The 6,404-nt window shown below is 36.2% G+C and carries 8 protein-coding genes; 2 read left to right on the forward strand and 6 right to left on the reverse strand.

Features of this window, described 5'->3' with window-relative positions; translation table 11 throughout:
- Nucleotides 1–245: 245 nt before the first annotated feature.
- From P3R27_RS14045 to mazE, 3 genes are all read right to left on the reverse strand, one after another.
- Complete coding sequence (locus tag P3R27_RS14045; RefSeq protein WP_235186416.1) at nt 246–473, reverse strand: hypothetical protein; 228 nt, start codon at nt 471–473, stop codon at nt 246–248.
- A gap of 253 nt (nt 474–726) precedes the next feature.
- On the reverse strand, nt 727–1,068 hold the full coding sequence (locus P3R27_RS14050; RefSeq protein WP_034690887.1) for a type II toxin-antitoxin system PemK/MazF family toxin: 342 nt from the start codon (nt 1,066–1,068) through the stop codon (nt 727–729).
- Nucleotides 1,068–1,298 carry a type II toxin-antitoxin system PemI/MazE family antitoxin gene (gene mazE, locus P3R27_RS14055; RefSeq protein WP_034690889.1) on the reverse strand — a complete coding sequence of 77 codons (231 nt, stop codon included), beginning with the start codon at nt 1,296–1,298 and terminating at the stop codon, nt 1,068–1,070. The genes P3R27_RS14050 and mazE overlap by 1 nt, the downstream gene beginning before the upstream one ends.
- 240 nt (nt 1,299–1,538) lie before the next feature.
- Here mazE and P3R27_RS14060 point away from each other — a divergent pair, with 240 nt between their 5' ends.
- Entirely contained in the window at nt 1,539–2,120 is a 582-nt protein-coding gene (locus P3R27_RS14060) for a recombinase family protein (protein ID WP_195514589.1), read from the forward strand.
- A 278-nt stretch (nt 2,121–2,398) separates the two neighbouring features.
- Entirely contained in the window at nt 2,399–2,494 is a 96-nt protein-coding gene (locus P3R27_RS14065) for a type I toxin-antitoxin system Fst family toxin (protein ID WP_140444174.1), read from the forward strand.
- A gap of 365 nt (nt 2,495–2,859) precedes the next feature.
- Here P3R27_RS14065 and P3R27_RS14070 read toward each other — a convergent pair whose 3' ends face one another.
- From P3R27_RS14070 to P3R27_RS14080, 3 genes are all read right to left on the reverse strand, one after another.
- Entirely contained in the window at nt 2,860–3,213 is a 354-nt protein-coding gene (locus P3R27_RS14070; protein ID WP_126133862.1) for a DUF7006 family protein, read from the reverse strand.
- 136 nt (nt 3,214–3,349) lie between these two features.
- Nucleotides 3,350–5,902: a WxL domain-containing protein gene (locus P3R27_RS14075; protein ID WP_301357487.1), complete on the reverse strand. Its 2,553-nt coding sequence runs from the start codon at nt 5,900–5,902 to the stop codon at nt 3,350–3,352.
- Between the two features lie 14 nt (nt 5,903–5,916).
- Nucleotides 5,917–6,404: DUF3324 domain-containing protein (locus P3R27_RS14080; RefSeq protein ID WP_301399106.1), on the reverse strand; the 488-nt coding region annotated here is incomplete at its 5' end.

Genomic DNA, 6,404 nt, shown 5'->3' on the forward strand with positions numbered 1-6,404 from the left:
TTATTTTTCGTTCACTTTTTACTTTTGGCATATCTGATTCACTTGTATCTTTGGTCTCTGAACTGCATGCTGCTAAAAGACCGATAGAACATACTAATACCAGATAACCTTTATACTTTGTTCCTTCCTTCATCATAAAAAACCATCCTCTTCCATTTGTTTTAGTTATGTTTCTCTTGTTATACTTTTGCTCCTTCATTAAGATCAATCATAAAAAAAGTGCTCTTAGAATAGTCAAATTATACTTAATCTTCGCTTTTTTCCGACTCTTCTTCATCTGGCGTCAGAACAGCCATTCCATTATCCAATACACGTTCAGTCATTTCCTTTCCATCTACGGTTACTTTTCGTTCACTTTTTACATTGGGCATCTCTGATTCACTTGTATCTTTGGTCTCTGAACTGCATGCTGCTAAAAGACCAATCGAAAATACTAATACTAGATACCCTTTATACTTTGTTCCTTTTTTCATCATAAAAAACCATCCTCTTTTATTTGTTTTAGTTATGTTTCTCTTGTTATATTTACTATCATACATTACAGACCTATTCTCTTTCTAAAGCTAATCTGTTTTTTATGTAATTTTTTCGAACAAAAAGATAGCGCTTAAATTTCACACACAAAAAAACAATCCAAGTGATCATTGGATTGTTCATACTGCAAACAACACTCCGAATATAAGAGTTTGTCTACAGCCTTAAGTATCGTAATTAGATTTACAATATTTAAAATATATACTGGATAATCTGATCAATTTTAGCCATATCTTGTAAAGGTAAATTTTCTACCTTTTTGAGTTTTCTTTTCTTGAAATCAAGTGATTTTAATTGCGAAATAAGTACTTGCCCATTTGTATCTAAATCTTCAGGAAGAGAATAGCGTGTCGGTAGATTCTTTATAGTAGAAGTAATTGGACAAATTACCGCAAACATTGTCTTCCGATTAAACTCATATCGAGAAACAACTAATCCTGGACATCTCTTTTGAATTTCGTTTCCTGTTAAAGGATCAAAATCAATCCAAACTATATCCCCTTTTTTAGGAATGTAATTCTTATCTTCTGACACTATAAAATTTCTCTCCCTTCAGGAGTTAGCTCTTCCCATTCATCTTTTTCATAATACTCAGCTTCTTCTCCTCCACTAAATGGATCACCGATTTTAGGAACTAACGTAATTGTTCCATCATCAGAATATACAACGATATATTCCTGGTTATCCGAAGGTTTTTTTCCATTATCAGACGGAAGAGTAATCACTACAGAACTTCCTTGTAATCTAGATTTTGTAATAAGCATAGATATCACTCCTTTCTTTTAATATTACTATACAACACTAAGTAACGCAAAGATTTTAAAAATGTTTATTCATGCATTAAGTGTCCAGTATATCGTCCGTTTCTGGACACTTTATTTTTTTACCTTAAATTTAAATTTTTTTATACTTTTAGTGTTCATAAACCCATATCAAAATCTATGTTCATTTAATCTATATAGATAAAGTTATGTTACAATAGATTTTAGTTAGGAGTGATTTTTTTGAAAATAGGATATGCTCGAGTATCCACTGGATTACAAAATTTAGATTTACAAGAAGATAGTTTAAACAAATTTGGTTGTGAGAAGATTTTCACTGATCATATGAGTGGAGCAAAAAGTAATCGACCAGGATTGGAAATGGCCATCGATTTTGTTCGTTCTGGAGATACTCTCGTAGTTTGGCGTTTGGATCGCCTAGGAAGAAATATGGAAGATCTGATTTCGATCGTCAATCGTTTGAATGAACGTGGTGTGAGTTTTCATAGTCTTCAAGAAAATATTACAATGGACAAATCTAGCTCTACGGGACAACTTATGTTTCATTTGTTTGCGGCTTTTGCCGAATTTGAGCGCAACTTGATTTTGGAAAGATCGGCTGCTGGAAGAGAAGCTGCACGTGCAAGAGGAAGGTTTGGTGGTCGTCCTGAGAAGTTAACTTCTCAGGATTTGGAACTACTGAAGACTCTAGTAGATAACGGTACGCCTATTAAAACGATTGCCGAACGTTGGAATGTTTCTCGAACAACCATCTATCGTTATCTTGATAAGATAGATAAAACAAAAACAACAACTTCCAGTTAACTCCTGAGAAGTTGTTGTTTTATTAGGTAAAATATTTTACAACATTTTTTATGTCGATTTTTCATACTTTTATATCAAAATAAACAAATTATTTCTATTATATATACAAGAAATTGCTTACTATATAATTTAAACCAATAAACAACTTACTTATTTTAGGCTACTTCTTTATAATCAATAAATTTCTGATTATTTTAGATTGCCAACTACTTTTGTACATTATTAGTTTTAATGCTATACTTTTTTTGGCAGCTTGCCCCTGATTGGGGGTGTTTTTCGTGAAAGAGCTTATCTCATTGGTTATCGCACCAATTTTTGTTGGACTAGTCATCGAACTAGTTTCTCACTGGTTAGACGAGAAAGACGATAACTAAGCAAGTTGTCTCTAACCCACATGTTCGGAGTCGCAACGAACATAAAGAAAGCCAACCCTACTCGCAATAGGGTTGGCTTTTGTGCTATTCGTGTATAGCTTATCTCATTTCGCACTCCTATTATAGCATCAATACTTTAAATGCTCAACTTAAATGTCCTCATACAAATAGTGATCTATCCTCAATTTTTTTTTGATTATCCAGGTATACTCTGTTGGACTCCTGTTGTCTATTGAATGCATTGTTTAACTGAATATAGATTTGTTAAATAATTCTATGAAAAAAGAAAGTTGCTTAAATTATATAAATATAAAAAGATTGCCTAGAAATTATTTTTTCTAAACAACCCTTTTACAAGTTTATTTTTAGACTACATTAAATACCATCGAATAGTTATTTTTTGTACTCAGTTCATTCCCGCAAAGTTCCTTGAAGTACGTACGGTAGTCTGTCTCAACGATCCGAAGGATCTCTTGTATTGGCAATTTGCTATAGTCATAACAAATCAATTCTGCCATTAGTGTTAATTTCGCATCTATCTCTAAGATCTTCGGGAAATTTTCCGTAAAATTATCTGGTGAAATCGTACTTATAAATTGATTCAGTTGCTCGAACTGTTGCCTTAGGTACTCATTCAATTTTTTTGTCTCCCTTTTATCTTGTGGCATGCTTTCTTGCAACTGAAGCAGATAAATATCCTTCGTTATTGGTATTTCCATCTTGTAGACTCCTTTCTAATTGACAGTATAAAATTTATCTATTGATGGATCCACAGGAAATCATGCCTAATTTTGTGGATCATTTTGGTAGATAGTATGTTTCATTAAAGAAACAACAGATGTAGAGAGCTCTTTTTTAATTACTAGGAACAGCACTCAATTCCCACGTCAGTGTGCTTTTGTAGGTTGTAGCCTCAGGAGTTGCTCCTCTGGGTACCGTAAGCGCCACGCTCTCCGATGCTGTTTCTTCATCGCCAAAGCGATAAATCCAAGTTCCTTGCCCTTCATCACCCTGAGCCATCAATAATACCCGTTTAACACCTGGAGTCAATGCCAATGGATTGGTCTGTTGGAGTTCAGGTGCTATACCATCTTGTGCAGTAGCTAATTGTTGGTTCGTTAGGCGCAGTTGGGAACCCGTCAACTGATGGCCTACTTCATTTTCAAATTGTGTTTTTTGCGTAACCGCTAATTGCCAGCCATGGCGTTCTGTATCTGAGCGACGGTCACTGACTTGGATATAGTTCGGTCGTTCTTCTGTCTCGTTGATGGTCCCATCTTCATTCAATAACCGTTGCGGTTGGGCAAAATAAGTTTGATCTCTCGCCGAGATACCTTGCGTACCAAAGTGGAATTGCGAGACAAAATCGATACTTAAACGTCCCTGATCTTCAGGAAGCTGGGGTTTATTTTCTGGATCAATTTCTGTCTCTGGATCAAGAGGATCGACTGGGCTTACGATCGCCAACTCTTCTTCATAGTTCGCTTGAATGACCGTATTAGAACTCCCCATCGTAAACGTCGTGGACTCTGAAGTTGTATCCGCTATTCTTGAGCCTGTTCCAGATACGACTTCCCAGGAAACAAAACGGTAGCCCTCATTGGGCTTGGCTTGAATATTTATATTGGTATTTCCAATTACTTTTCTTTCTCCGCTATATTCTTCATTGTCTAAAAATACCTTACCAGCATTCTCTAAGTTACTAGTTGTTGTCAAAGTATTTATTTGAGGATTACTTGTTTCATAATCAATATCGTAACCATTTAACGGATGATTATACTCTGAAATAGAACTTGACCGCGATAAAATATTCGGAAATGCTTGTTCTACATTTAATGGTGGTGCATAGTGATTGTCGGATTGGTTTCCACTAAAGTCTACCGCACTTGAGATTCTTAGATTATTTGTTAGTGATTCAAAATAAATTCCGCCACCAATTGAGGCATGATTATTTCGAATCTCTCCTCTAGTTAAATCGATTGTCCCTAATTCTTCGACATAAATTCCCGCTCCATGAGTCCCTTCATTTTCAATGATTGATCCACCATTCATTTCAAAAACACCTTGTGTAATACGTATACCGCTGTCTTTTGAGTCTTTTATTGTTCCACCCCTCTGGATAACAGATGTGGAAGTTGAATCGATTAAGATCCCTTCAGTACCAGAGTTCTCGATGATCCCTCCTTCTATTATTAGGTTGGTGTTAGTACCACCGATATATATACCGTTCGTTTCTGAATTGCTTATTACCCCATTTCTAATAATGGACGTTGCGGTACCTAATAAACTTACCCCTGTGCCTTCAATTGTTCCACCATTCATAATAAATGTCCCAGCAGCGCCCGAAACTGCACGTACTCCTCGAGATCCTCCAGAGATTGTGCCTCCATTCATCGTAAGCGTTCCTGTCCAAATTTGTATTGCATTAAAGTCAGCATCCTTAATCGTTCCTCTATTGATAACCATCTGAGCACTACTACTTATATCGATAGACGCTCCATCAGACGCCTTACCATTCTGGACAATTCCACCATTTAGTGTGAATAACCCTGTAGTTCCAGTTACTTTCACTCCACCCCCATCAAGGATAACATTGTCACTCAAAGTCAATTGACTATTCGTTACTAAAAAATGCTGCTGAGGCCCAGAATTAGTTAATGTTCGAGAACTAGTAGCTTGTAATCGAATGTTTCTTCCTTGCGGAATACTAACTCTTGAGGTAAAAGCAAAGGAGTTGGTTATTGTTATAATCGTTTCTGTATTTGCCACAGCATTTGAAACCGCCCTCTGCAAACTTGCGAAGTTTCCAACACTAACATTATTGCGTTGAATCGGGGTGTCTTCGTAATCATCATTTTCTAACGAACCTTCATCCTGACTATTTTCTTCAACAGAATCACTTAACGAGTCATCTGTAGAATCTTCATTGTCTTGTAGGACCTGTATTGTAGCAACAGAATCATCTACTACTAATTCAAACATTCCTTCATCTTCAAAGGTAATCGGAAGTGAAAAGGTGTTTTGTGCCTTCAAGGAAGTAAGTACCCATTCTTGATCTGATGGGCCTCTTTTCAAGAATATTCCTGCTGGCAGATTTTTTTCTAAAATAGTTGCTTCATTCGGTACAGTAAGCTTTACTTCAGAAACTTCTTTGTCTGAAAAAATCGTCATTTCCATTTCTTCATTCATATTCACTTGCTTATGTGGCTCATGCCAGGAAAAGCGAGGTTCAGATAAATCTATCTCTTCAACTAAATTTGTTAGATCTGATTGATTCATCGGAACAGTTTTTTTTTCATCTACAGTTTCATTCGTTTCCGCATAGATTTGTCCTATGGACAATGGCATTATTTGACATAGTAAAAGAAAGGTACCACATAACGCGACTTTCTTACGAATATTTACCATTCTTGTTTCACTCCTTACATCTCTTGCTTTTTGGATTGTTTTTTTTGCTTGATTAGCAAATAAAGAATCACTGCTGCCAGTAAAATCAGTAAACTGATTGCTCCGATCATCCACCAATTGATACTTGTATCGATCGTGACATCTGCTTGATTTAATGCTCGGGCTTCATCTGCATCGATCGTAAACTTCCGTTCCCATTCCCATTCCTCTTTCCCAGAACGTGCCGTCATTTTCAATAGATACTCTCCACTACGAAAGCGATCGCCTTCTAAAGAAATCGGAAAGTTGAAATTCGAGTTTGGCGCCATTTGCATTTGTTCTTGACTGGCTTGGTATAAAATTTCTTCTTCGCCCACTTTTTGTACCGTAGCTTCGACTTCTAAGCGATTCACAAATGTTGGGGTGAAGTTTTGTAGATTCGCACTGATGACATTGCGATAGTTGAGTTGATCGGCAAAAACATCTAACAACTCTAAATCAGGTTGTACAGCATCTTGTTTGT

The organism is Enterococcus spodopteracolus (assembly GCF_030441955.1).
GTDB lineage: Bacteria > Bacillota > Bacilli > Lactobacillales > Enterococcaceae > Enterococcus_B > Enterococcus_B spodopteracolus.

What these genes read in the sequence shown, in the direction of transcription:
- P3R27_RS14070 (WP_126133862.1), bottom strand. Translation starts at nt 3,213, where the DNA reads ATGGAAATACCAATAACGAAGGATATTTATCTGCTTCAGTTGCAAGAA.
- mazE (WP_034690889.1), bottom strand. Translation starts at nt 1,298, where the DNA reads ATGCTTATTACAAAATCTAGATTACAAGGAAGTTCTGTAGTGATTACT.
- P3R27_RS14075 (WP_301357487.1), bottom strand. Translation starts at nt 5,902, where the DNA reads ATGGTAAATATTCGTAAGAAAGTCGCGTTATGTGGTACCTTTCTTTTA.
- P3R27_RS14045 (WP_235186416.1), bottom strand. Translation starts at nt 473, where the DNA reads ATGAAAAAAGGAACAAAGTATAAAGGGTATCTAGTATTAGTATTTTCG.